The 25405-nt window shown below is 71.6% G+C and carries 20 protein-coding genes and 1 riboswitch; of the genes, 7 read left to right on the top strand and 13 right to left on the bottom strand.

All coding sequences use genetic code 11. The features are described 5' to 3' along the window. Nucleotides 1-10: 10 nt before the first annotated feature. The 8 genes from sucD to H4N64_RS06995 form a co-directional block, all read right to left on the bottom strand. Nucleotides 11-895, bottom strand: a complete 885-nt coding sequence (sucD, locus tag H4N64_RS07030; protein WP_015658361.1) for a succinate--CoA ligase subunit alpha — start codon at nt 893-895, stop codon at nt 11-13. Between the two features lie 27 nt (nt 896-922). Then, on the bottom strand, nt 923-2104 hold the full coding sequence (sucC, locus tag H4N64_RS07025; protein WP_186281221.1) for an ADP-forming succinate--CoA ligase subunit beta: 1182 nt from the start codon (nt 2102-2104) through the stop codon (nt 923-925). Nucleotides 2105-2531: 427 nt separating this feature from the next. Next, nucleotides 2532-4358 carry a hypothetical protein gene (locus H4N64_RS07020; protein ID WP_186281220.1) on the bottom strand — a complete coding sequence of 609 codons (1827 nt, stop codon included), beginning with the start codon at nt 4356-4358 and terminating at the stop codon, nt 2532-2534. A gap of 171 nt (nt 4359-4529) precedes the next feature. Beyond that, the gene (locus H4N64_RS07015; RefSeq protein ID WP_186281219.1) at nt 4530-5480 is read right to left on the bottom strand and encodes a hypothetical protein; all 951 of its coding nucleotides are present in this window, start codon (nt 5478-5480) and stop codon (nt 4530-4532) included. Nucleotides 5481-5677: 197 nt separating this feature from the next. Further along, nucleotides 5678-6841 carry a VWA domain-containing protein gene (locus H4N64_RS07010; protein ID WP_186281218.1) on the bottom strand — a complete coding sequence of 388 codons (1164 nt, stop codon included), beginning with the start codon at nt 6839-6841 and terminating at the stop codon, nt 5678-5680. Then, the gene (locus H4N64_RS07005; RefSeq protein ID WP_186281217.1) at nt 6838-6990 is read right to left on the bottom strand and encodes a hypothetical protein; all 153 of its coding nucleotides are present in this window, start codon (nt 6988-6990) and stop codon (nt 6838-6840) included. The genes H4N64_RS07010 and H4N64_RS07005 overlap by 4 nt, the downstream gene beginning before the upstream one ends. Next, nucleotides 6987-9320 (bottom strand): DUF5682 family protein, encoded by a 2334-nt coding sequence (locus H4N64_RS07000; RefSeq protein ID WP_186281216.1) that lies wholly within the window; start codon nt 9318-9320, stop codon nt 6987-6989. The genes H4N64_RS07005 and H4N64_RS07000 overlap by 4 nt, the downstream gene beginning before the upstream one ends. Before the next feature lie 66 nt (nt 9321-9386). Then, nucleotides 9387-10517, bottom strand: coding sequence for an ATP-binding protein (locus tag H4N64_RS06995; protein WP_186281215.1), 1131 nt, complete (start codon nt 10515-10517; stop codon nt 9387-9389). 133 nt (nt 10518-10650) lie between these two features. On the opposite strand from H4N64_RS06995, the gene H4N64_RS06990 reads away from it, so the two are divergent. Next, the gene (locus tag H4N64_RS06990) at nt 10651-12006 is read left to right on the top strand and encodes an SWIM zinc finger family protein (RefSeq protein WP_186281214.1); all 1356 of its coding nucleotides are present in this window, start codon (nt 10651-10653) and stop codon (nt 12004-12006) included. A gap of 58 nt (nt 12007-12064) precedes the next feature. Continuing rightward, entirely contained in the window at nt 12065-13732 is a 1668-nt protein-coding gene (locus tag H4N64_RS06985; protein WP_186281213.1) for a DUF5691 domain-containing protein, read from the top strand. Here the strand turns inward: H4N64_RS06985 and H4N64_RS06980 are convergent. Continuing rightward, nucleotides 13708-14130: a cobalamin B12-binding domain-containing protein gene (locus H4N64_RS06980; RefSeq protein WP_186281212.1), complete on the bottom strand. Its 423-nt coding sequence runs from the start codon at nt 14128-14130 to the stop codon at nt 13708-13710. The genes H4N64_RS06985 and H4N64_RS06980 overlap by 25 nt on opposite strands. A 572-nt stretch (nt 14131-14702) precedes the next feature. Here H4N64_RS06980 and H4N64_RS06975 point away from each other — a divergent pair. Both H4N64_RS06975 and H4N64_RS06970 read left to right on the top strand, forming a co-directional pair. Beyond that, the gene (locus H4N64_RS06975; RefSeq protein WP_186281211.1) at nt 14703-15563 is read left to right on the top strand and encodes an esterase/lipase family protein; all 861 of its coding nucleotides are present in this window, start codon (nt 14703-14705) and stop codon (nt 15561-15563) included. A gap of 225 nt (nt 15564-15788) precedes the next feature. After that, nucleotides 15789-17267 (top strand): M23 family metallopeptidase, encoded by a 1479-nt coding sequence (locus H4N64_RS06970; protein ID WP_260859587.1) that lies wholly within the window; start codon nt 15789-15791, stop codon nt 17265-17267. 45 nt (nt 17268-17312) lie between these two features. On the opposite strand, the gene pcrA is transcribed toward H4N64_RS06970, so the two are convergent. From pcrA to H4N64_RS06955, 3 genes are all read right to left on the bottom strand, one after another. Next, nucleotides 17313-19799 (bottom strand): DNA helicase PcrA, encoded by a 2487-nt coding sequence (gene pcrA / locus H4N64_RS06965; protein ID WP_186281209.1) that lies wholly within the window; start codon nt 19797-19799, stop codon nt 17313-17315. A 63-nt stretch (nt 19800-19862) separates the two neighbouring features. Beyond that, nucleotides 19863-20168: a hypothetical protein gene (locus H4N64_RS06960; protein WP_186281208.1), complete on the bottom strand. Its 306-nt coding sequence runs from the start codon at nt 20166-20168 to the stop codon at nt 19863-19865. Between the two features lie 29 nt (nt 20169-20197). Beyond that, the gene (locus H4N64_RS06955) at nt 20198-20440 is read right to left on the bottom strand and encodes a hypothetical protein (protein WP_186281207.1); all 243 of its coding nucleotides are present in this window, start codon (nt 20438-20440) and stop codon (nt 20198-20200) included. Between the two features lie 678 nt (nt 20441-21118). Beyond that, a riboswitch (cyclic di-AMP (ydaO/yuaA leader) is annotated at nt 21119-21290 on the top strand. Between the two features lie 8 nt (nt 21291-21298). Between H4N64_RS06955 and H4N64_RS06950 the strand changes: the two genes are divergently transcribed. After that, nucleotides 21299-22489 carry a C40 family peptidase gene (locus tag H4N64_RS06950; RefSeq protein ID WP_186281206.1) on the top strand — a complete coding sequence of 397 codons (1191 nt, stop codon included), beginning with the start codon at nt 21299-21301 and terminating at the stop codon, nt 22487-22489. Nucleotides 22490-22578: 89 nt separating this feature from the next. After that, a complete protein-coding gene (locus tag H4N64_RS06945; RefSeq protein WP_186281205.1) occupies nt 22579-23592 on the top strand; it encodes a tellurite resistance/C4-dicarboxylate transporter family protein in 1014 nt (337 codons plus the stop codon). On the opposite strand, the gene H4N64_RS06940 is transcribed toward H4N64_RS06945, so the two are convergent. Next, complete coding sequence (locus H4N64_RS06940) at nt 23570-23923, bottom strand: hypothetical protein (protein ID WP_186281204.1); 354 nt, start codon at nt 23921-23923, stop codon at nt 23570-23572. The two genes, H4N64_RS06945 and H4N64_RS06940, sit on opposite strands and share 23 nt — an antisense overlap. A 416-nt stretch (nt 23924-24339) precedes the next feature. On the opposite strand from H4N64_RS06940, the gene H4N64_RS06935 reads away from it, so the two are divergent. Further along, on the top strand, nt 24340-25401 hold the full coding sequence (locus H4N64_RS06935; protein WP_186281203.1) for an NlpC/P60 family protein: 1062 nt from the start codon (nt 24340-24342) through the stop codon (nt 25399-25401). Nucleotides 25402-25405 lie beyond the last annotated feature (4 nt).

The raw sequence follows: 25405 nt of genomic DNA, 5'->3' as shown, positions 1-25405 counted from the left end.
AGCCGGAAGGTCAGGCGCTCAGGATCTCGCGCGCCAGCTTCGCCGTCTCCGTCGGCGTCTTGCCGACCTTGACGCCGGCGGCCTCAAGGGCCTCCTTCTTCGCCTGGGCCGTACCGGAGGAGCCGGAGACGATGGCGCCGGCGTGGCCCATGGTCTTGCCCTCGGGCGCGGTGAAGCCCGCGACATAGCCGACGACCGGCTTGGTCACGTTCTTCGCGATGAAGTCCGCGGCCCGCTCCTCGGCGTCGCCACCGATCTCGCCGATCATGACGATCAGGTCGGTGTCGGGGTCGGCCTCGAACGCGGCGAGCGCGTCGATGTGCGTGGTGCCGATGATCGGGTCGCCACCGATACCGACGGCGGTCGAGAAGCCGATGTCACGCAGCTCGTACATCATCTGGTACGTCAGCGTGCCGGACTTCGAGACCAGGCCGATACGGCCCGGCTTGGTGATGTCGCCCGGGATGATGCCGACGTTCGACTGACCCGGGGTGATGATGCCGGGGCAGTTCGGGCCGATGATGCGGGTCTTGTTGCCCTTCTTGCCGGCGTACGCCCAGAACGACGCCGAGTCGTGCACGGCGATGCCCTCGGTGATCACGACGGCCAGCGGGATCTCGGCGTCGATGGCCTCGACGACCGCGTCCTTGGTGAACTTCTCCGGCACGAAGATGACGGAGACGTTGGCGCCGGTGGCCTCGATGGCCTCCTTGACGGTGCCGTAGACCGGTACCTCGGTACCGTCGAAGTCCACGGTCGTGCCCGCCTTGCGCGGGTTCACGCCGCCCACGACGTTGGTGCCGTCGCCCAGCATGAGCTTGGTGTGCTTCATGCCCGTGGCGCCGGTCATGCCCTGGACGATGACCTTGCTGTCCTTGTTGAGCCAGATAGCCATGGTGTGTTCTGTCCTCGTCCTGAGTGCTTACTTGGCGGCGTGGGCCAGCTCGGCGGCCTTGTCGGCCGCGCCGTCCATGGTGTCGACGCGCTGCACCAGCGGGTGGTTGGCGTCGGTGAGGATCTGCCGGCCGAGCTCGGCGTTGTTGCCGTCGAGACGGACGACGAGCGGCTTGGTGACGTTCTCGCCGCGGTCCTCAAGGAGCTTCAGGGCCTGGACGATGCCGTTGGCGACCTCGTCACAGGCGGTGATGCCACCGAAGACGTTGACGAAGACGGACTTGACGTCCGGGTCGCCGAGGATGATCTCCAGACCGTTGGCCATGACCTGGGCGGAGGCGCCACCGCCGATGTCCAGGAAGTTGGCCGGCTTGACGTTGCCGTGGTTCTCACCGGCGTACGCGACGACGTCCAGGGTGCTCATGACGAGACCCGCGCCGTTGCCGATGATGCCGACCTCGCCGTCGAGCTTGACGTAGTTGAGGTTCTTCTCCTTGGCGGCGGCCTCGAGCGGGTTGGCCGCGGCCTTGTCGTGGAGCTCCTCGAAGTCGGGGTGACGGAACTCGGCGTTGTCGTCGAGCGACACCTTGCCGTCCAGGGCGATGACCTCGCCGGAGGCGACCTTCGCCAGCGGGTTCACCTCGACCAGGAGGGCGTCCTCCTTGATGAAGGTGTCCCACAGAGTGATCAGGACGTTGACGACCTTGTCGGCGACCTCGGCCGGGAACTTCGCGGCCTCGACGATCTCGCGGGCCTTGGCCTCGTCCACGCCGTCGATGGCGTCGATCGCGATCTTCGCGACGGCCTCCGGACGGGTGGCCGCCACCTCCTCGATCTCCATGCCGCCCTCGACGGAGGCGATGGAGAGGAAGGTGCGGTTGGCACGGTCGAGGAGGAAGGAGACGTAGTACTCCTCGATGATCTCCGGAGCCGTCTCGGCGATCATCACCTTGTGGACCGTGTGGCCCTTGATGTCCATGCCGAGGATGTCCGTCGCGCGGGCGACGGCCTCGTCCGGGGTGGCGGCGAGCTTCACGCCACCGGCCTTGCCACGGCCGCCAACCTTCACCTGGGCCTTGACGACGGACTTGCCACCGAGGCGCTCAGTGGCTGCGCGGGCCGCCTCAGGCGTGTCGATGACTTCACCGGCCAGCACCGGTACATCGTGCTTGGCGAAGAGGTCCCTCGCCTGGTACTCGAACAGGTCCACGCGCTTCCGTCCCTATCAGTGATCTCGCGGTTCGTTGGATGCGTGGGCGTGCCGCGAAGGGCAACGTGACGTCCGCTGTCACTAGGGAGGCGCACACGGTGTCCGAGCGCGCGGCATGTCCGTCTCGCAGGTTATCGCCGCTCGACGGGGGCTTCTAAATCAGGGGTCACACCTGAGCGGTGATACCTGTCACATGATGCCGCGATCACTGGCACAGGGTGCCCCGTGTGAAGGGCCTCACCGGGCTGGGGTTGACCCGGTGAGGCCCCTTGAACAGCCCGACGGGGCACGAATCGGTACGCCCCCGGGGGCTTCGGCCGGACGGTCCCCACCCCAATGGGGACCGCCCGGCCCGTCCGTGAGGTCCCGTCCGGACGGTCCGACGGCTTTCGGCCGTCCGGGTCCTGTCGCCTCACGGAGTCGTGATTCAGATGCTGCGCAGGTAAGCAGGCGTGACCGACCGGGCGACGCCCTCGGCACCGGTGACCGCGTTGCCGGCCAGCGGCGTGCCGGCCAGGTCCTCGGCGAAGGGGGCGACGTGGCCGGCGACGCCCTGGGCGAAGGGCTGGACGTCACCCGCGACGCCGTAGGCCACGCTCTCGGCGGCGTGCGTGAGCGGCTGGACGAGGTCCGCCACGGGCTGGGTGGCGTGACCGACGACGCCGTGCGCGAAGGGGTCGACCTCGCCGGCCAGGCCGTACGCGAGCGGCTGGGCGTCGCCCGCCACGCCGTACGCCAGCGCACCCGCGTCCGCCAGGGCCTGCCCGGCGACCGGCCCGACACCGTGCACCGCGGTGTAGGCGGCGGGCGGAAGCACGGAACGCTGCGCGTCCGCGGCGACCTGACCGACGAGACCGGCGGCGTACGGGGGTACGTCCGCGAGCGCGCCCTCGACGGTCGGCTGCACGCCGGTGACGACGGGGTGGACGTCGGAGACGGCTCCGGCGGCTACGGCGTGCGCGTCGGCGAGGGTGCCGTGGGCGACGGGCCGGACGCCGGTGACGGTTCCGTCGGCGGTCGTGCGGACCTGGGAGACGGTACCCTCGGCGACGGGCCGTACGTCGCCGATGACGCCGTACGCCAGCGCGGTGGCGGCGTCCACGGCGTGCCCGGCGGCGGTACCGACCCCGCCGACGGCGTACCCGGCGGCCATGCCCACGCCACCCACGGCCTGCCCGGCGACGGGCTGCACACCGTCGACCACACGACCGGCCACCGGCTGCACGCCCCGCACCGCGTGAGTACCGGTGGGCGCGACCCCGGCGACGGCCTGCTCGGCGAACGGGGTGACCCCTTGGACGGCGTGACCGGCCGTGGGGAAGGCTCCGTCGACGGCGGAGGTGACGAGGGGCGGGACGGCCGCGGTGGTGGTTTCTTCGAGGACGGGGGTCGCGGTGCCGGGGACCGCGGTCACCGTGCCGACCACCTTCTGCTGGACTCCGCCGGCCGTGCCGGTGACATGGCTCGGGACGGCGGCGACGCTCGCCTCGGCGGCGGTCCGGATGGCGTCGGCCTCGGCGCCGGCGGTCGCGGCGACACCGGCGGCGCGGTTCTGGGCTCCGGCGACCGTGGCCTGGGCGGCGCCCGCCGTGGCACCGGCGGTGCGGCCCGCGGCGGCCGTGGTCTGCTGCGCCTTCGTCCGTACGACGCCCTCGGCCCCCTGTGCCTGGGCGCGGGCCGCCGCCTGGGTGCCCTGGACGCGGCTCTGCGCGGCGGCGAGGGCCTGCTCGACCTCGGGGGCGAAGGCGGCGAGGGGGCCGAAGAGGTAGTCGATGGCGTCGGAGGGGTCGGGGGCTTCGGGGGTCTCCTGCTGAAGGTGCGCCGCGGTGGCCTTGGCGGACGCGGTCGCCTCCGCGGCCGTGTGCTGCGCGGGCTTCGTGGCGCGGGCCGCCTTCGCGCCCTCGGTGAGCTGGGCGGCGCCGCCCTTGAGCTTGGTCGCCTTCGTGGTCTTGGTGGTCTTGGTGGCCTTCGCCTCGGTGGTCTTGACGGACGCCGTCTGCTTCGAGGTGCCGGCGACCGTCTCGGTCACGCCCTCGGTGACGTCTTCCGTCACGCCGGAGACGGTGTTCTCCACACCGTTCTCCACACCGGAGACGAGATCCTCGACGGTGTCACCGACCGGGTCGGAGCCGGCGTCCGGCACGGACAGGGTGGAGGAGGGGAGCTCGGACGCGTTGGCAGCGGTGGAGCCGAGCGCCCAGGCGCCGGTGACACCGGCGGCTATGACGATGGAACGGCGGATGTTCTTGTTCATACGTGCGTCAGATCCTTAGGGATTCCGAGACAGACGGGACTTGGGGATTCCGGCGCCGGGTCAAACGACTCCGGCGGCTTCCGTCCGGGGTTCGGAAAGGGCGTTCCGGACGGGCGGGCAGACCTGATTCCGCCCCCGCGCGGCAGGTCCACTGCGCGGGAAAGGCCTGCTCTAAGCGGGGGATACGGGAATGTCCCGGTACTCGTCCCGGGTCTCGTCGGCGCTGACGCGCGCGGCGGAGCCGGGCACCAACCGCAGCGGGGCCCGGTGGTTCAGGGCGACGGCATGGGCATCGCCGTGCCTGGGCGTGCCGTTGTCGACCGCCGCCTGATGGTCCAACGCACCGCCCGGATCATCGGCGGGCGCACGCCGCGCGGGCGCGGGCGATTCGGCACGGTGGGGGTGCGCGGAGGTGCGGGGCGGGGTGGTGTCGTACGACGTGATGCCCCGCGGACCGTGCGCGTGCGTCGTGGCCTTCTTGGCCGGACCCTCGGAGTCCTCCTCACCGCCCGGCGAGGAAGCCACCGGCCCCGGCTGCGGTGCTGTGGCGTCCGGTGCGGGCAGCGTCTGCTCCGGCAGTACGGGCAGTTCCGGCAGACCGGGGAGCACGGGCAGCCCCGCCCCCGGCGACGGGGACAGCCCCGGCAGGGTGGGCAGTGACTCCAGCGGCGGCACCTTGGCCCGGGCTTCGTCCAGCCCGTCGGTCACCGCGCCGACCACCTCACCGACCGGCCGCACGACGCGCTCGCCAACGGCCGGGACGATGTGCTCGCCAACGGCCGGGAGGATGTGCTCGGTGACAGGCCGAAGGATGCCGTCACCGTCGACGGCTTCGGGAGCCGACGGCCTTGGAAGCACGGGCTCTTGAACCGGGGATTCCTGAACCTGGGGTTCCTGAACCGGCCGTTCCTGAACCACCGACTCGGCAACCCGCTCAACCTGCGTGCGCACGTCGACCGACAGAGCCGTCGGCGTGTCCTCCGCCGCCTGCGCCTGCTGCCCGCCGAGGACTCCGAGTGCGAACAACCCGCCCAGCAGCAGCGCCAGATACAGCGCACGCCGTCCGGCCGCCGTGCGCAGTATGCGCAGAGCGGCACCGGGCAATACTGCTGACAGGGCCAAGAGGGGGTGGGTCCTCCCGTACGGCGGGACAAGAGACGCGTGACGCGGCGCACCGCTGAACGAGTCTCGATCCTTGCACGGGACTCCCGAGGCTGCGCAAGCCCCCCGTTACCGATGAGTACTCATGTCCGTTTTACTGACCCAAGTCGGGAGACAACGGGGCGTCAGTACGTCGACAAATCACCCGCGGAACGGCATCACACCGGGTCCGGTATCGGAATCGGCCGCTTCTCGATCGCCGCCGCCATCACCTCCGGGAACAGATCCGGCGTACAGGCGAACGCCGGTGCCCCCAGCGCGGCGAGCGCGGCCGCGTGCTCTCTGTCGTACGCCGGCGCCCCCTCGTCGGACAGCGCGAGCAGCGCCACGAACTGCACGCCCGACGCCTTCATTGCCGCCACCCGCTTCAGCATCTCGTCACGGATGCCCCCTTCGTAGAGGTCGCTGATCAGCACGACCACCGTCTCGGCGGGCCGGGTGATCTGCGACTGGCAGTACGCCAGCGCCCGGTTGATGTCCGTACCGCCACCGAGCTGTGTGCCGAACAGCACGTCCACCGGGTCGTCGAGTTGGTCGGTGAGGTCGACGACCGCGGTGTCGAAGACGACGAGCCGCGTGTCGATCGACCGCATGGACGCCAGCACCGCCCCGAACACCGACGCGTAGACCACCGACGCCGCCATCGACCCCGACTGGTCGATGCAGAGCACGACCTCCTTCTTCACCGACTGGGAGGCCCGCCCGTAGCCGATGAGCCGCTCGGGCACGATCGTCCGGTACTGAGGCAGATAGTGCTTGAGGTTCGCGGCGATCGTGCGGTTCCAGTCGATGTCGTGATGGCGCGGCCGGTTGATCCGCGCGCTGCGGTCGAGGGCGCCGGTGAGCGTGGCCCGGGTGCGGGTGGCGAGGCGCTTCTCCAGGTTCTCGACGACCTTGCGCACAACGGCCCGTGCCGTCTCCTTCGTCGTCTCCGGCATGGCCTTGTTGAGGGAGAGGAGGGTCCCGACGAGATGCACGTCGGCCTCCACCGCCTCCAGCATCTCCGGTTCCAGCAGCAACGTGGAAAGCCCGAGCCGGTCGATGGCGTCGCGCTGCATGACCTGCACGACGGAGGAGGGAAAGTAGGTGCGGATGTCCCCGAGCCAGCGGGCGACGGACGGTGCCGACGCCCCGAGCCCCGCCGAACGGTCCTTCCCTGTCTGCGCTCTGTCCCCTTTTCCATAGAGCGCGGCGAGCGCCCCGTCCATCGCGGCGTCCTGCCCGGCGAGCCTGCATCCGGTGCCGTCGGCGGTGTCGCCGCCGAGCACGAGCCGCCAGCGCCGCAGCCGCTCCTGCGCCGGGTCCGTCAGGTCGTTCGTCATCCGCGCGTCCCTCCATCGAGCCGCTGCCACAGCGGGATCACCGGCACGGTCGTCGTCGGCCGGCCTTCCACCCGCAGCCCCTCACCCTGCCCAGCGGAGTCCGCCGCCTGTACCCGCTCCCCCGGCTCCCTCAGCCCGTCGGTCGTCATCGCGCCACCCCCACCAGTTCGTCGTCTTCCGTCTCCAGTCCCAACAGCAGCCGCACCACCGGCAGTACGGCATCCGCCCGCGCCTGGTCCAGCTCGACCGCGAACCCGGGTACGCCGGAACCCGTGACCGCCGCCGCGCCCCGCTGCCCGGGCCCCCGCCGCACCAGCTCCCCGAGCGTTCTGCGCACGCCCGGCTCGTACGCCGAGAAGGTGCGCCGCAGCAGCGGCAGTACGTCGGTGAAGGCGTCCGCCGGCACCCCGGTCAGCCAGGCGTCGACCAGGCCGAGCAGCCGCTCGTCGTGCACGAGCAGCATCCCGCCGCCGGAGCCGCCGCCGACGAAGCCCTCGATCCAGGCCGCCGCGTCCCCGGGCGGTGTCCCTGGCGACAGCACGAGCCCCATGAGCCGAGCCGCCTCGTCCTGCGCCAACTCCCCTTCGTCCAGCAGGAGTCGCACAGCACGCCCGCGGATCACACCGGGAACCGTGTCCCGCACGGACAGCACCTTGAGCACCGCCCGCCAGCGCCCGCGCAGCTCGCCGTGTCCCGGCGCGGGCGCGTCGCCGAGCAGCCCCACCGCTCCGTGCACCGCGTCCACATGGCGCCGTATCTCCTCGGCGGCATCCGCGTCGAGGCCCGCGCAGGCCGGGGGCAGCCCGACGAAGATTCGCTCGGCGAGGCCCGCGGCGACCTCCGCGAGCGCCCCGGTGTCGGTGCCGCGCACATCGCCGTAGCGCAGGGAGCGGACCAGGGCCGGAAGGGCCTGGGCGAGATGGCCGACGTCCGTGTCGAGCGCGGCCCGGTCGGCGAGCACCCGCATCACCGTCGGCAACGCGTCCGGCAGTTCGGCCAGCAGACACCGCTCGGCGAGCGCGGTGACATCGGCGAGGTGCTGCGCGGAGACGGCGTCCGCCTCGGACTTGGCGGTCGCGGCGGCGAGTACGGTCGTCCCCCACCCCCCGGCCTCGGCGACCCGCACGGACAGCTCGGGCTCCCAGCGCAGCCGCCAGGTCTCCCGGAACGTGCCCGTGCTCCCCCGCGAGGCGACCGGCTCTCCCCACGGCACACCCAGCAGCCGCAGCCGGTGCAGCAGCCGGCTGCGCCCGGCGTCGGTCTCCTTGCGCAGATCCAGCTCCAACTCGCGCTCCAGCGCCTCCGGTTTGAGCCGCAGCCGGCGCTGGATCCGGTCGAGGTCCCGCTGGAGCGGCACGGCGGGCGCGTCCTGCGGCACCTCCCCCAGCACATCGCCGACGACCAGCCGGTCGTGCACCAGCGCCAGCGGCACGTCCGAGCCGTCGCACATCACCGCCCGTACGGCGTCCGTCGTCTCGCTCAGGCCGGGCAGCGGGCGGCCGCGCATCGCCGCGAGCGTTTCGGCCAGCCGTACCGCCTCGATGACATGCGCGGAGGACACGATCCGGTCCTCGGCCCGCAGCAGCCCCGCCACCTTGGTCAGCCACCGCTCGACCGGCCGGTCCTGCGCGCGGAACAGATGCCCGTACCAGCCCGGAGAGTCGATGCCCGCGCCGTAGCCGCTGGCCCGCGCCAGCCTGCGATGGGTCCATGGCACCCAGGTCATGTCCGCCTTGACCTTGGGCAGGCCCTTCAGCAGGGCCCGGTCGGCGGCGACGGTGGTCCGCTCGCTCAGCGCGGGCACATGCCACGCCCCGCACACGACGGCCACCGCGTCCCCGAACTCCTTCTGTGCGGCCCGCACTTGGAGCCGCATGTACGCCTCGCGCACTAGGTCCCGCTGATGTCCGCCGCTGCCGTACACCTCCCGCAGCGCGGCCATGGCCTCCGCCAGCACGGCGAACGGCGCGAGCGGATCCCCCGCGGCACCGACTCCGCGGTGCTCGACGACGTCCTCCCACCAGCGCTCGGCGTCGTCGTATCCGGCGGCTTCGGCGAGCACGGCGAGGGGGTCGATCCGGACATCGGCGGTCGCCTCCTCAGGGTCGTCGGCCGTCCCCTCCACCGCTTCCTTCTCCCAGGCCAGCGTGTGCGTGGCCGGAAGGTCGATGAAGCGGGCCGGTACCTCGTGCTCCAGGGCCCAGCGGATAGCGACCCACTCCGGGGAGAACTCTGCCAGCGGCCAGAACGCCGAGCGTCCTGGCTCGTCCACGGCGTGGGCGAGGAGGGCGACCGGCGGGCGCATGTCCTCCTCGGCCGCCAGCGGGATCAGCGTGTCCGCCTCGGGCGGCCCCTCGATCAGCACCGCGCGCGGCCGGGCCGTGTCCAGCGCCGCCCGGACGGCCCGCGCCGACCCAGGCCCGTGGTGCCGTACGCCGAGCAGCAGCGGCCCGGCGCCGGGGTCAGCTCCCGTCGTCATACCGTCCCCCTCGCCTGGCCGGCCACCTCGTGTCGTCGCCGTTCATCCGGTCCCCCTGGTACGCGGTCATGCGCTCACCTCCCGGCAGGCGCGGTAGAAGTCGGTCCAGCCGTCGCGCTCGCGGACGACGGCCTCCAGGTACTCCTGCCAGACGACCCGGTCGGCCGCCGGATCGCGGACCACGGCGCCGAGAATGCCCGCGGCGACATCGGCGGGCCGCAGTACGCCGTCCCCGAAGTGGGCGGAGAGCGCGAGGCCGCCCGTGACGACGGAGATCGCCTCGGCCGTGGAGAGGGTGCCGCTCGGCGACTTCACCTTCGTCCGGCCGTCCGAGGTCACCCCGTCGCGCAGCTCGCGGAAGACGGTCACCACCCGGCGGATCTCGTCGATGCCGTCGGGCACGGCCGGCAGGTCCAGGGAGCGTCCGATCTGGTCGACGCGCCGGGAGACGATGTCGACCTCGGCGTCGACGCTCTCCGGCAGCGGCAGCACGACTGTGTTGAAGCGGCGGCGCAGGGCGCTGGACAGGTCGTTGACCCCGCGGTCGCGGTCGTTGGCGGTGGCGATGAGGTTGAAGCCGCGGACGGCCTGGACCTCCTGGCCCAGCTCGGGGATGGGCAGGGTCTTCTCCGACAGGATCGTGATGAGCGTGTCCTGTACGTCGGCAGGGATGCGGGTCAGCTCCTCGACGCGAGCCGTCATGCCCTCCGCCATGGCCCGCATGACGGGGCTCGGCACCAGCGCGTCCCGGCTCGGGCCGTGCGCGAGCAGTTGCGCGTAGTTCCAGCCGTACCGGATCGCCTCCTCCGGGGTGCCGGCGGTGCCCTGCACGAGCAGGGTCGAGTCGCCGCTGACGGCCGCGGCCAGGTGCTCGGACACCCAGGTCTTGGCGGTGCCGGGCACGCCGAGCAGGAGCAGGGCGCGGTCGGTGGCGAGTGTGGTGACGGCGACCTCGACGATGCGGCGCGGTCCCACGTACTTCGGAGTGATCACCGTGCCGTCCGGCAGTGTGCCCCCGAGCAGATAGGTCGCCACGGCCCAGGGCGACAGCTTCCAGCGGGCCGGGCGCGGGCGGTCGTCCTGCGCGGCCAGCGCGGACAGTTCGGCCGCGAAGGCGTCCTCGGCATGCGGTCGCAACGCCTCGGTCGGTGTGCTCTCGCGGGTTGTCTCGGACGTCGGGTCCACGGACACGGTCATGGCTAAGTCCCCCTCCAGCTCGGCCGGTTCGGATCTGCCACCAACCGTGCACCACGCCACTGACAATCGGTCCTGACCTGCGCAAACGCGCTCGCCGAGCCGATTGTCAGTGGGGGGATCTACCTTCGAAGGCATGACTCAGCAGGGGGTGCGCTGGAGCGCGGAGCAGGTGCTGGCACTGGCGCCTGACGCCGCGTCACGCAAAGCGGGCGGCAAACTCGGCGCGGCCGGGCCGTGGTCCGAGGCGGGCAGTACCGACGAGGGGACGGTGTGGGGGCTGTGCAAGGGCAGTGGCAGCAAGCCGTATCAGACGGTCGTGGACATCGCGGACGCGTCAGGGCCCGCGTACAAGTGCAGTTGTCCGAGCCGGAAGTTCCCGTGCAAACACGCCCTCGGGCTGCTGTTGCTGTGGGCGGGCGGGGACGGAGCGGTGCCGCAGGCGGAGCCGCCGGAGTGGGCGGAGCAGTGGCTGGAGGGGAGAAGGAAGCGCGCGGAGCAGAAGCGGACGGAGGGCGGTTCCGGGTCCCCGTCGGGCTCGGCTGATCCGGAGGCGGCGCGGCGGCGGGCGGAGCGCCGGGCGGAGAAGGTCACCGCGGGGGCGACGGAGCTGGAGCAGCGCCTGGCGGATCTGCTGCGCGGCGGACTGGCCGGCGCGGAGCAGGCAGGGTACGGGCTGTGGGAGGAGACGGCGGCCCGCATGGTCGACGCCCAGGCGTCGGGACTGGCGGCGCGCGTCCGGGAGTTGGGGGCGATCCCGTCGTCCGGGCCCGGCTGGCCGGTGCGGCTGCTGGAGGAGTGCGCGCTGCTCCACCTCCTCGACCAGGGCTGGCTGCACCGCGAGCGGCTGCCGGAGGACCTGGCGGCGACGGTCCGCTCCCGCATCGGCCTGCCCGCGTCCCCGGAGGGCACGCCGATCCGCGACCGCTGGCTGGTCCTCGCCCAGTACGACACGGCGGACACCCGCCTGACCACCCGCCGGATCTGGCTCTACGGCGCCGACTCGACCCGCACCGCACTCCTCCTCTCCTACGGCGCCGGAGGCCGCGCCCCCGAACTCGCCCTGCCGGTCGGGCTGACCGTGGAGGCGGAGGTGTCCTCTTACCCGGGCGCAGGCCAGTTGCGGGCGTCGCTCGGCGAGCGGTTCGCCGCGCCCGTGCCCACGTCGATACGTCCGCCAGGGATGACGACGGCGCAGGCGGCCGCCCGTTACGGCGAGGCGCTGCGGGACGACCCCTGGCTGGACTCGGTCCCGGTGACGCTGGAACGGGTGATACCGACTCCGGACGGCGAGTCCTGGCAGCTGGCGGACGCCGGCACGGACACGGCCCTGCCGCTCACACCCACGGCCAGGTCCCGCCCCGGCCTGTGGAAGCTGGTCGCCCTGTCGGGCGGCGAGCCGGTCAAGGTCTTCGGCGAGTGCGGCCACCGGGGCTTCACCCCGCTCGCGGCCTGGCCACAGGGGACGGGCGAGGCGGTGGCGCTGTGCTGAACCGACGCCGACGCACCCCGAGGCCCCTCCCCGGCACCCCACAGAAGGGACGACCCTCATGAACAGGACCCCGGACGCGCCCGCCTGGGAAGAGCTCGTCACCACCGCCCTGCTCGGCACCGACCGCCGCACCCCACCGGGCGGCGACCCGGCCCGGGAGGCACCGGTCGCCCTGCTGGACGCGGCGGCCGTGGAGACCGTACGGCGGCGGGCGGGCCTGCTCCCGGCCCGTGCGGCGGACCGCCCCGAACCGGCCCCCGAGGACGCCCGCCCCGCGCTGCCCCCGGCGGCGGCCCGCAGGCTGGCGCTGCTGCTGGCCGACCGTGCGGGAGGCACGGGCGGCGGACGCAGAGGCACGTCGCCGGACCTCATGGAGCTGCTCCCCCAGTGGCTGACGGCGGCCAACGCCCACGGCTACGCGGCGCCCCCGCAGATGCTGCCCGCCCTGCTGGACGCGGCCCGGGGACGCACGGACCTACGGCCTGCGGCACTGCGTTTCGCGGGCACGCGCGCGGTGTGGCTCGCCAGGCTGAACCCGGACTGGCGGTTCGCCCTGCGCGCGACGCCCGGCGGCGGCACGGCGCTGCCCCGCCCCGAGGAGCAGGAGAGAGTGCAACGACTGTGGCGGGAGGGTCTGTTCGCCGAGCGGGTCGCCCTGCTCGCCGCGATACGCGCGCGTGAACCCGCTGCCGCGCGGGAGCTGCTCGCCACGACCTGGGCGACGGAGCGGGCGGAGGACCGGCTGATGTTCCTGGACTCGCTGCGGACCGGACTCGGCCCGTCGGACGAGCCGTTCCTGGAGCAGGCCCTGGCCGACCGGAGCCGCAATGTGCGGGCGACGGCGGCGGAGTTGCTGTCGGCGCTGCCCGGATCGGCGCTGGCCGGGCGGATGGCGGTCCGGGCCGGGGCGTGCGTGGCCGTGGACCGCACCCGGGACATCCCGACGATCACTGTTGAGGCACCGCACGAGTGTGATCCGAGCATGGAGCGCGACGGTGTCGTGCCCAAGGCTCCGGCGGGACGCGGGGAACGGTCGTGGTGGTTGGGACAGTTGGTGGAGGCGGCACCGCTCGGCACCTGGCCGGGGCGGCTGGGCGGCCGTACGCCCGCGGAGATCGTGGCCCTGCCGGTGGCGGACGACTGGCAGGCCGAGCTGCACGCGGCCTGGTGCCGGGCGGCCGTACGACAGCGGGACGCCGAGTGGGCGCGGGCGCTGCTCGGGACGCCGTCGGCGCCGGAGGCCGGCGGGCCCGGGGCGGTGTCGCTGGCCGAGCGGGCGAAGCTGCTGGGCACGCTGGACGCGGGCGAACGGGCCGAGTGGGTGGCCGGATTCATCGCGCGGCACGGGCTGTCCGAGGCGTTCCAACTGCTCGGGGTGTGCGCCGTGCCATGGGCCGCGCCGCTCGGGCGGGCGGTCGTCGACGCGCTCAATATCGCGCGGGACGCGGGGAGTTATCCATGGAGCTTCAGCGGAGTGATGGGCCTGGCCGAACGCTGCCTGGACCCGTCCGAGGCGAGCCGCCTCGACGGCCTGCTGGCCGTACCCGACGAACCGGAGGACGCGTCACCGGGGGCCGGGGGGTACTGGGCGGAGGCGTTCCAGCGCCTGGTCACGACGTTGCGGTTGCGGGCGGCGATGATCGAGGAGCTGAACGGGACGGCGCGGGCCGGCGACCAGCCCACCCGCGCCGAAAGAACCGCTCAGCCCCCGGAGACGCTCGGCTGACGCACGTTCGCCCGGACCCAGTCCACGATCGACTGTGTGGTCGCCCCCGGCGTGAAGATCTCCGCGACGCCCTTCTCCTTCAGCGGAGCGATGTCCGCCTCCGGGATGATGCCGCCGCCGAAGACCAGGATGTCCTCCGCGTCCCGCTCCTTGAGCAGCGCGATCACCGCGGCGAACAGCGTGTTGTGGGCGCCGGAGAGGATGGAGAGACCGATCGCGTCGGCGTCCTCCTGGATCGCCGTGTCGACGATCTGCTCGGGCGTCTGGTGCAGGCCCGTGTAGATGACCTCCATACCGGCGTCGCGCAGCGCCCGCGCGATCACCTTCGCCCCGCGATCGTGGCCGTCGAGCCCCGGCTTGGCCACCACCACGCGGATCGGACCGGCTGCCACACCCATCACTGCCTCCATGAAGCGACTACATCCATCCGTACCGTCAAGTACCGCACACATCACTCGCGCCGTACACGCCGCACACGCCGTGGCACGGACGCCCCGAGCCACACCGCCCGGGGAAGTGAACGAACGTTATCGCCAGCATCCCGCAACCCGCAGTTTCACGGTGGAGACCGAGGGGGAAATCACACGGTGGGACACGTTCGCCGCGCACCGTTCCGACCCTCTGCGGCTCACGGACCGCAGACAGAGGCGGCCGTCGGGCCACAGCCGGAACACGCGCATCGGGAGCCGCAACGAGGTCGCCGCACCACCGCGCCGCAGGCCGCGCGTCGTGGCGGTGCGGCGCGTCGTCGAGGGCACGAAGAGCACGTAGGGCAGGTAAGGCACGACAGCGGGGAGCCTCGTCGCCACACCGGCAGGGAGCCTCGTCACGTCAACGGCGTCATGGACGTCACACGCCGCTCCCACCCCGCGCAGCCCGCTCGCGCACCGTCGGCCGACCTCGGTGCGTCTTCCCATGAGGGCACACGGGGGACAGAGCCGTCCTCGGGTGTGCCGACAGGAGGTCGGCCATGAAGGTCACCAAGGCAGTGCTGCCCTTTCTTCCGCTCTGTCAGCGGCTCCTCCCGAGCCGACTGGCCGGACTGTCCATGGCGCTGTTGAAGGCCACCGCCCTCGAAATCGCGATCCTCGCCGGGCACCTCCTCCTCTATCCATCCGGAATCGCCCAGGAGCGCAGGACCGCGCTCCCTCCACAGGGCTCCCCGGACACGCCTCAGCTGCCGACGGAGACGAAGCCCCCGGTCGTGCTGCTGCACGGGTTCATCGACAACCGCTCGGTCTTCGTGCTGCTGCGCCGCAGCCTCGCCCAGCACGGCAGGCACCAGATCGAGTCGCTCAACTACTCCCCGCTGACCTGCGACATCCGCACGGCGGCCGAGCTGCTCGGCCGGCACATCGAGGAGATCTGCGCGCGTACGGGCAGCAAGCAGGTGGATGTCGTCGGGCACAGCCTCGGCGGCCTCATCGCCCGTTACTACGTACAGCGCCTCGGCGGTGACCTCCGCGTCCGCACGCTGGTCACCCTCGGCACCCCGCACTCGGGCACCCGCGTGGTGCCGCTGGCCAACGCGCACCCCATCGTCCGGCAGATGCGCCCCGGCTCGCCGGTGCTGGAGGAGCTGGCCCGGCCCGCCCCCGGCTGCCGTACGCACTTCGTCAGTTTCTGGAGCGACCTCGATCACCTGATGGACCCGCTGGAGACGGCCTGCATGGACCACCCCGATCTGCTGGCGCAGAACGTGCGGGTGAGCGGGGTCGGACATCTCGCCCTGCCCGTGCACCCGGCCGTGGCGGCGGGGATAAGGCAGGCCCTCGACACCGAGACGACAGGAGCCGAAGCCGCTCGCGCCGCCGGTCTGACGGTGGCGTGAGCCGTCCCGGAAACGACTGAAGCCTCGAACGGTATTCGAACGAAAGGCCAAAGTCGCGTCCACAGTCCCCCGAAACACGGCCGAATGCCCGTTTCCCGCAAGCGTGAAACCTGCCGAAGATTGTCGTGCCCGCGTACCGCCGGGTACAGTCACCGCACTGCTCTGGCAGCCCCTGTTGTCGAGGCGAAAGAGAAGTTGGTGAACGACCGTCACCCGTCGGGGACCATGACCACCCCGGCTCCGGCTTCCGACGCCGCCTCCGCGCACTACGCGTCGTACGGCACCCAGGAAGCCCAGTACGGCGACTTCACCACGTACGGTCACTACGACGCCACCGGTTTTCAGCAGACCACCGGAACCTTCGACACCGACCCGCTGTTCGGCTCGATGCCGGGCGAGAGCACCGGCACCTACGACTCGGGTCAGTGGTCGACGGGCGGTCATCAGCCCCTGAACTACGACGCGTACGCGGCCCAGCACCACGCCGCCTATGACACCGGCGCGTACGAGACGACGGCCTGGTCGGCCGAGTACCAGCAGCTGTCCAGCGTTCCGCCGCAGGCCACGAGCCCCGACACCAGCGGACAGTGGGACGCGGGCGCCTGGCTCCAGCCCGACCCGTCCGGCGCCCCCGCCGACCAGACCCAGCACTGGGAATGGGGCACGCAGACCTTCGACACCGGCGCGTACGACGCCACGCAGTGGAACTCCGATGGCGCCACGACCGGGGCCGACGACTTCGAGCAACGAGCCGAATCGTTCGGCCAGCAGGCGACGGCGACCTTCGAGCAGCTCTCGGCCGAGGAAACGCCGTACGACCAGACGCAGACGCCGTACGAGGAAACGGTCTCCGGCGAAGGCGAGTTGATCTCCACCGGCGAACTCCCCGCCGTCAGCCTCCTCCTCGACGACCAGGAGGAGACCGCCGCCCCCGCCCCGGGCCCCCGCACGGCCGCCCGCGGCGCGTCCCGCTCCCGGCGCCGTCCCCCCGCCAAGCGTTCCGCGCTGCTGACCGTCGCCGTGCCGTCGGCCTGTGTCATGGGGGTGGCCGGGATCGCCGCCGCCTCCGTCGGCACGCTGACGACCGACGAGAAGGAGACGTCGACGACGGCGTCGGACGCGCAGGCGGTCAAGCCCTCGACGGCCAACAACAAGCTGGACACCCAGTTGGAGAGCCTCTCGGCCGGCGCCGACGACTTCGCCGACCGGGCCAGCCGTACGCAGGAGCGCATCGACCTCAAGGCCGAGCAGGAGGCCGAGCGGAAGAAGGCGGCCGAGGAAGCGGCCCGCAAGGAGCGACTGCGCCCGAAGTTCGCACTGCCGGTCGCACAGCACGGGCTCAGCGCCTATTACGGCCAGGCCGGCATCAACTGGATGTCCGTGCACACCGGCATCGACTTCCCGGTGTCGTACGGCACCCCGGTGCTGGCCGCGACCGACGGCACCGTGCGCACCCAGTGGAACGGCGCCTACGGCAACATGATGATCGTGACCGCGATGGACGGCACGGAGACGTGGTACTGCCACCTCTCCACGTACCAGGTCGCCTCCGGTACGACGGTGAAGGCCGGCGACCAGATCGCGTTCTCCGGCAACTCAGGCAACTCGACAGGCCCGCACCTGCACTTCGAGGTCCGCCCGGGCGGGGGGTCGGCCATCGACCCGCTGACCTGGCTGCGCAGCCACGGCCTCGAACCCTCGTAACCGCCCGACGAGCCCCCGCCGTTCGGCAGCGGGGGCCTTTCGTCGCTACAGCTTCTCCACCGGCGCGTACCGCAGCAGCAGCCGCTTCGGCTTGGTGTCGCCGAAGTCGATCGTCGCCTCGGCGTTCGCGCCCGTGCCCTTGACCGCCATCACGGTGCCGAGCCCGAACTGGTCGTGCGTGACCCGGTCCCCGACTGCCAGCGAGACGACCGGCTTCTCGGAGGTCCGCCGGGTGGCGAAGCCGGACGCGCCGGACGCCGAGGAGCGCGAACGCGACGACGACAGCGAGGCCGCCACACCGGACGCGGGCCCGGAGGACACCGGCGAGGTGGCGCCCGTGCGCTTCCAGTCGACGTGCTGCGCGGGGATCTCCTCCAGGAAGCGGGAGGGCGGGTTGTACGACGGCTGCCCCCACGCGCTGCGCATCGACGAGCGCGTCAGATACAGCCGTTCACGCGCGCGTGTGATGCCGACGTAGGCGAGGCGCCGCTCCTCCTCCAGCTCCTTGGTCTGGCCGAGGGCGCGCATGTGCGGGAAGACGCCGTCCTCCATGCCGGTGAGGAAGACGACCGGGAACTCAAGTCCCTTGGCGGTGTGCAGGGTCATCAGGGTGATGACGCCGGAGCCGTCCTCGTCCTCGTCGGGGATCTGGTCGGAGTCGGCGACCAGCGCGACCCGCTCCAGGAAGTCGGCGAGCGAGCCGGACGCCTCGCCCTCGCCGGACTCCTGCTCGAACTCCAGGGCCACGGCGGCGAGTTCCTGGAGGTTCTCGATCCGGGTCTCGTCCTGCGGGTCGGTGGAGGCCTGCAACTCGGCGAGGTAGCCGGTGCGTTCGAGCACCGCCTCCAGGACGGTCGCCGGTCCCGCGCCGGACTCGACGATCGTACGGAGCTCCTCCATCAGCGCGTTGAACCGCTTGACGGCGTTGGTGGAGCGCGCGGCCATGCCGTACGCCTCGTCCACGCGCTTGAGCGCCTGCGGGAAGCTGATCTTCTCGCGCTGGGAGAGGGCGTCGATCATCGCCTCGGCGCGGTCGCCGATGCCGCGCTTGGGGACGTTCAGGATGCGCCGCAGGGGGACCGAGTCCTCCGGGTTGGCCAGCACCCGCAGGTAGGCCAGGACGTCCCGGACCTCCTTGCGCTCGTAGAAGCGGACGCCGCCGACGACCTTGTAGGGCAGGCCGACGCGGATGAAGACCTCTTCGAAGACACGGGACTGGGCGTTGGTGCGGTAGAAGACGGCGACGTCGCCGGCCTTCGCGTCGCCCGCGTCCGTGAGGCGGTCTATCTCGTCGGCGACGAACTGCGCCTCGTCGTGCTCGGTGTCGGCGACATAGCCGGTGATGCGCGCGCCCGCGCCCGCGTTGGTCCACAGGTTCTTGGGGCGGCGGGACTCGTTGCGCTCGATGACGGCGTTGGCGGCGGTGAGGATCGTCTGGGTGGAGCGGTAGTTCTGCTCCAGCAGGATCGTCGTGGCGTCCGGGTAGTCCTCCTCGAACTGGAGGATGTTGCGGATGGTCGCGCCGCGGAAGGCGTAGATCGACTGGTCGGCGTCACCGACGACGCAGAGCTCGGCGGGCTGCAGGTCGTAGTCGCTGGGCGGTACGTCGACGGGGTGCTCGGAGGTGCCCACGAACTCGCGCACGAGCGCGTACTGGGCGTGGTTGGTGTCCTGGTACTCGTCGACGAGGACGTGCCGGAAGCGGCGGCGGTAGTGCTCGGCGACGTCCGGGAAGGCGCGCAGCAGATTGACCGTCGTCATGATCAGGTCGTCGAAGTCCAGCGCGTTCGCCTCGCGAAGGCGGGACTGGTACATCGCGTATGCCTGGGCGAGGGTCTTCTCGAAGCCGTCGGTGGCCTGGGCGGCGAAGTCCTCCTCGTCGATCAGCTCGTTCTTGAGGTTCGAGATCTTCGCGCTGAAGGACTTGGGCGGATACCGCTTGGGGTCGAGATCGAGATCCCGGCAGACGAGCGCCATCAGACGCTTGCTGTCGGCGGCGTCGTAGATCGAGAAGGAGGAGGTGAAGCCGAGCTTCTTGCTCTCCCGCCGCAGGATCCGCACGCACGCGCTGTGGAAGGTCATCACCCACATCGCGTTCGCGCGCGGGCCGACGAGCTGCTCGACGCGCTCCTTCATCTCGCCCGCGGCCTTGTTGGTGAAGGTGATCGCGAGGATCTGCCCGGGGTGCACATTCCGCTCGGCGAGCAGATAGGCGATGCGGTGCGTGAGCACGCGCGTCTTGCCGGACCCGGCGCCGGCCACGATGAGCAGCGGGGTGCCGGAGTGCACGACGGCCGCGCGCTGGTTGTCGTTCAGCCCCTCGATGAGCGCGGCCGCGTCGATCGCCGGGCGCGGGGCGCCGTCACGGTAGTAGGCGTCCCGGTCCGGCGGCACGTCGAACTTCCCACCGAACAGATCGTCCGGAACCGGCTCCGGAGCGTGATCGTCCTCGGGCGGTGGCGGGGGTTCCTCGTCGTGCCCGCGAGGGGCCTTGAGGTCCGCCAGGAAGCTGTCGTCAAAGAGGCTGCTCATCGCTCTCCGAGTCTAGGGCTCCCCACTGACAGCCCGCCGCCGCCCTTGAGAACATCCCCCGAATCAGAAGCCGAGGATCTTCCAGACCTGGCCGCCGGGGGTCTTCTTGCCCTCCAGTACGGTGCCGTCACGGTCCGCGATCGACCAGGCCGAGACATAGACCTTTCCGTCGTACGGGTCGACGGCCACGCCCGCCGGGAACGGGACCTTCACGTCGGTGCGCTTGCCGCCGGAGACCTTGGTCACGACGCCGGCGAAGAGCTGGCTGACGTACAGGTCTCCGCTGTGGTTGACGGCGAGGCCGCTGATCGGGCCGAAGCCGGACTTCCAGCCGAGGATCTTGCCGGTCCAGGGGTCGACGCGCCACACGCGCGCGGTGGGCTTCTCGGTGAGGCCGTTCAGCTCGCCGACGTAGAGCCTGCCGCGGGGCCGAGCGCCAGGGACGTGGGGACGGACTCGCGGCCGTTGTGGTCCGGGAAGACGGTGAAGGGGCGGGCCTTGCCGGACTTCGAGATCTCGACCAGGTCGTTCCCTGCCGCGTCCGCGACGATCTTCCGGCCGTCGGGCAGGGCGAGGACGGCGTACGGGTTGGACTCAAGGCTCGCCTTGTGCGGGTTGTACTTCAGCTCCACGGCGGACACGTCGGCACCCCGGCCTCCGGCGGGACGAAGGTCTCCACGCCCCAGGCGGCGGCTGTACGAGGACCCCGTCAAGGCCTTCGTACAGCCGCCGCCTGGCACTCTCATGAGGGCGCTCCCTCATGCCCGTACCGTCCCTAAGCAACGAGCAGAGAAGCCCGCTCGCAGGCACGCCCCGAACGGTCTTGGGCGCACTGGTCGTCCGCTTTCGCATCCCGGGCGGCGACACGGATCCTGTCCGCGGTCCGAGCCGGGGGGGCGGAGTCCCTCACGACCTGGCCAAGTGGATGCAGCCAGAGGCGACGGGGAGGCCCTGAACCATCACTCCGGTGGAGCAGGGGCCCCGCACGCTGACACCGCACCCCGCGTTCCAGATCGCACCACGACGGTACCCCGCCCGGCGCAACGCGCCGCAAGCATGCGAGGCTGCGATCACCCGATCGAGCTACCCCGAACTCTGGCTGGAAGCTAGCGCCCGGAAGCGGGCGGACGATGTCACTCCGGAGAAAATACGCACAAGTCGCCGCAGATCCGTCCGGATTGACCACGCCCAGCGACGCCCTGACCTGAGGTCACGAAAATGTATCGGGCATATCACCCATCAACCTTCACAGGGGCCACATGAGTTGGCTACCGTGCCGGGCAGGCCGTACGACCCCCACCGGCGAACCTCGCCGGGCCGCGCGGCCTCCGCCGAGTCCGCTGCCCGCCCACGGCAGCCGGAGCCGGGGACCCAACCGAACATGGGGTGAATCGACCCAACTCCCTTATCGGGAAAGGGTCGTAGGGCAAACCTTCCTAACCACCCGCCCGAACCCGACAGCTAACTCGGTAGGCGGAACATGGAAGGAGTCGCCTCCCTTGGCGTCGCACCGCAAGTCGCGTCCCGCGGGTACGCGCGTAGCAGGCATACGGACCCCCGCCCTCGCCACGGCCGCCCTCACCTCCGTGGCCCTGCTGTCCCAGACGGCCAACGCCAGCCCGTCCACGGACGACAAGCCGAGCCTCGAAGAGGTCGAGAAGAAGGTCGACGACCTCTACCGCCAGGCGGAGACGGCGACCGAGAAGTACAACGCCGCCAAGGAGAAGACCGCAAAGCAGCGCAAGCAGGCCGACGCCCTCCTGGACGACGTCGCCAAGCGCACCCAGAAGCTCAACGACGCGCGTGAGGAACTCGGTTCCTTCGCCGCCGCGCAGTACCGGACCGGCGCCTCCGCCCCCGACACCGCGACGTTCCTGCTCGCCGACTCCCCGCAGGACTACTTCGACCAGACCCAGCTGATGAGCCGGATGACCGGCCGTCAGAAGGAGGCGGTCGACGACTACATCACGCAGCAGTCGGCGACGATGAAGAAGCGCAAGGAGGCCACCGAGAGCCTCCAGACGCTGAACGAGTCGCAGACCGATCTGAAGACCGCCAAGTCCACGGTCCAGAAGAAGCTCGCCGACGCGCGGGAGCTGCTGTCGCAGCTGACCGCGGAGGAGAAGGCGCGGCTCGCCGAGATCGAGCGCAAGCGCCAGGAGGAGGCCGCGCGCAAGGCCGCCGAGCTGGCCGAGCAGCAGGCGGCGGAGGAGCAGCGCCGCGAGGAGGCCGCCGCGGAGGCGGCCCAGCAGCAGGAGAGCACCTCCTCCGACTCCGGCTCGACGTCCACGGGCAGCACGGAGTCCGAGTCCACGGCCGACTCCACCTACGCCACGAAGGCCGAGAAGGCGCTCGCCTTCTCCCGCGCCCAGATCGGCAAGCCGTACGTCTGGGGCGCCACAGGCCCCGACTCCTACGACTGCTCCGGCCTCACCCAGGCCGCCTGGAAGGCCGCCGGCGTCGACATCCCCCGCGTCACCTACGACCAGGTCAACGCCGGCACCACGGTCTCCCTCGCCAACGCCCAGCCCGGCGACCTGATCTTCTTCTACGACGACGTCACCCACGTCGGCATCTACATCGGCAACGGCATGATGATCCACGCCCCGAAGCCCGGCACCTACGTCCGCGAGGAGTCGATCTACTACGACGGCGAGGGCTCGATCCACAGCGTGGTTCGGCCGGCCTGAGACGACACGGCACGCACGCGTGGGGCAATTCGTCGCCCCCGCGCGCGTGCCCCCCAGGTAACACGCGCCCCGCTCCTTAGCATCGGCGCATGTCCGGCTCCTCTGCGCTTCGCTCGCTTCGCACCTGGTGGGCGCTGCGCCCTCCGGCGGCCAGGGCCGCGGTGATGGCGACCGGCATTGTGTCGGTCGGTCTGCACCTCGCCGGGTACGAGGTCCTCTCCCTGATCGCCCTGGCCCTGGCCTGCCTGGCCTGGCTGGGGCTCGCCGCGGACTTCGTCGTACGGCTGCTGTGGCAGCCGGAGCGATGGCGGAAGGAGGCCGGTACCCCCGCCGCGCTCACCGCCGTCGCGGCGACGACCGTGCTCGGCACCCGCTTTTCCGTCGAGGGGTGGCAGACCCTGGCCGGTGCCCTGCTGGCGCTGGCCGCCCTGTTGTGGTCGGGCCTGTTCCACGTCGTCGTGACCCACTGGCGCCGCGGTATGCCCGGCGCGGTGTTCCTGGGCTGTGTGGCCACGCAGGGCCTCGCCGTACTCGGCGCGACGCTCGCCGCGGCGGAGTCGACGGCCTGGCTCGCGCACGCGGCCCTGGTGCTGTTCTGGCTCGGCCTGGTCCTCTACGTCGTCGCCCTCACGTGCTTCGATCTGCGCCAGGTGTTCGAGGGCGCCGGGGACCAGTGGGTCGCGGGCGGCGCCGTGGCCATCTCCGCGCTCGCCGGGTCCAAGCTGATCGCCGCCGACAGCGCGCGCCTGTACCTGTGGAACGAGGACGCCGACGACGTCCTGCGCACGGTCACCGTCGCCCTGCTGGTGCTCGACCTCGCCTGGTACGCCGTACTCCTCGCGTCCGAGGTGATCAGGCCGCGGACCCGCTACGACGTCCGCCGCTGGGCGACCGTGTTCCCGCTGGGCATGACCGCGGCGGCGACACTGTCGGTCGCCGCCGCACTCGACGTCTCGTGGCTGGAGACCCCCGGCGAGGTCCTGCTGTGGATCGCGGTGGCCGCTTGGCTCGCCGTCGCCATGGGGGCGGTGCGGGCGGCGCGCGCCTACCCCGTGTCCGCCGCGGCCGAGGACGCCGACCTCACGTCCACAGCACCGCGATGAAGATGTTCGCCGTGGTGAGCAGCCCCACAAGACCGAACAGGTTCTTGTCCACCTTCTCGTCGTCCCGCTTCACATAGACGAGACCGAGGATCACGATCAGCAGGGCCAGCTTCACGCCGATCTTGACGTTGTTGACGGTCTGGTCGTCCGCCTGGTTGAGCCCGACCAGGATCACCCCGGTGACCAGCATCGTCAGCGCACCGTGCAGCATCGCCGGCACGAACCGGGCGGTGCCCTGGCCCATCGCCTTCATCTGGGTGAGGAATCCGCCCAGGAGGGAGGCGATGCCGATGATGTGCAGGCCGACGAAGAGATGGATGAGTACGTCCATGAGGCCGGAGCCTAATCAGGGGTGCCTGGGGCGTCCGACACCGGCCCGCCGTCCCCGCCCGAAGGATCTTGCATATATGCGCGCCATAGCACCCCGCCGCCCCCACGCGCCCCGGAAACCACCGCTTCGGTCATCGCGCAGTGTGAAGGCGACCGCCCCGTTCGCGGATCACGGTCACATACGGTCACCCGGCGATCCCCTCATGGCAGTTCCGCACAACGCGTTACCAACCCGACACATCCAGGTCTAGCGTCCTCCACCAGGTGACCGGCTCCCCACCGCCGCCCGGGCCAGGGGCGGCAGTCGGACACCACCGCCGAGAAGGTCCGGCGGCGGCCTGCTCCCCCTGTGCGGGCCGCCGCCGGACGCGTCACCAGGCGGCCATAAGGAGTCGTGCGAAAGGACGTGCAGTCCACGTGGCAGCGCACCGCAAGCCCCGACAGCGCTCGGCCGGCGGCAACACCGTCCGTACGGCCGCCACGGTCGCCCTCGCGGGCGCGGCGACCGCGACGGGCTTCGACGGGACCGGGCACGCCGAGCCCGAACTGACACCGACGCAGGTCAAGGCGAAGGTGGACCGGCTGTACCAGGAGGCGGAGGCCGCCACCGAGAAGTACAACGGCGCGAAGGAGAAGGCGGACGCGGCCGAGGGACGGCTGAAGTCGCTGCGCGACGAGGCGGCCCGCAAGACCGACGAGCTCAACTCGGCGCGGGGCACGCTCGGTTCGATGGCCGCGGCTCAGTACCGCGACGGCGGTCTCGACCCCGCCCTGCAGCTCACCCTCTCCGACGACCCCGAGCGGTATCTGGACGGCGCCGAGTTCGTCGGGCGCCTCGGCACCCGGCAGGCCGCCTCCGTCGCCGACGTACGCAAACAGCTCCGCGAGATCGAGCAATTGCGCGGGGCCGCGCACATCGAACTGACCTCGCTTAAGTCACGCCAGGCGGAGCTGAAACGGCACAAGCAGACGATCACCGGGACGCTGGACGCCGCGAACCGGCTGCTGTCCCGGCTGTCGGCCGAGGAGCGCGCGGGGCTCGACGGGGGTGCCGATCGTGCCTCCCGCTCGGTGTCGAGTGCGCGAGAAGGGCTCGCGGCCCCCGGGGCCGTCACCACCCAGGCCCCCAACTCCCGTGCGGCGGACGCCGTCGCCTACGCCTACCAGAAGCTCGGCAGCCCCTATGTGTGGGGCGCGACAGGCCCCGACGCCTTCGACTGCTCGGGCCTCACCCAGGCCGCCTACCGCGCGGCCGGTGTCTCACTGCCCCGCACGACCTACGCCCAGATCGACGCCGGCCGCCGGGTCTCCCGCTCCGAACTCCTCCCGGGCGACCTGGTGTTCTTCTACACCGGCATCAGCCATGTCGGCATCTACGTCGGCAACGGCCAGATGATCCACGCCCCGAACCCGTCCGCCCCGGTACGGCTGGCGCCGATCACCGAGATGCCGTTCGCGGGGGCGACCCGGCTGGTATGAGGGG

Source organism: Streptomyces cupreus, from assembly GCF_014257025.1.
Lineage (GTDB): Bacteria > Actinomycetota > Actinomycetes > Streptomycetales > Streptomycetaceae > Streptomyces > Streptomyces cupreus.
This window is presented reverse-complemented; position numbering and strand designations above follow the sequence as displayed.